Origin of the sequence: Barnesiella sp. WM24 (assembly GCF_004570975.1) — a bacterium.
Classification (GTDB): domain Bacteria; phylum Bacteroidota; class Bacteroidia; order Bacteroidales; family Muribaculaceae; genus Muribaculum.
Genome location: NZ_SPPC01000040.1, coordinates 1 through 223 on the forward strand (window position 1 = coordinate 1; position 223 = coordinate 223).

At 48.0% G+C, this 223-nt stretch carries 1 protein-coding gene; it reads left to right on the forward strand.

The annotated features are described in order from the left end of the window. Positions 1 to 223, forward strand: a 223-nt coding sequence (locus E4T81_RS15735) for a phage integrase SAM-like domain-containing protein (RefSeq protein ID WP_209308220.1), incomplete at both ends; no start/stop codon positions are given.

Consider the following 223-nt stretch of genomic DNA (forward strand, 5'->3'; position numbering starts at 1 on the left):
TGGATGATATTCCGATAAAGGATGTGACCTCCGGCATAATTGACGACTTCGAGCATTTTCTGCGCATGAGAAAAGGATGTGCCAACAATGCCGCTGTCCGCTATGTGCGCTGTGTAAAGAATGTGATGCAGTATGCTCTCGCCCACAAGTGGATAGACCATGACCCGTTTATAGGCAAGAAATACCAGCGAACCCACACTGAGCGACAATACCTGACTGAAAC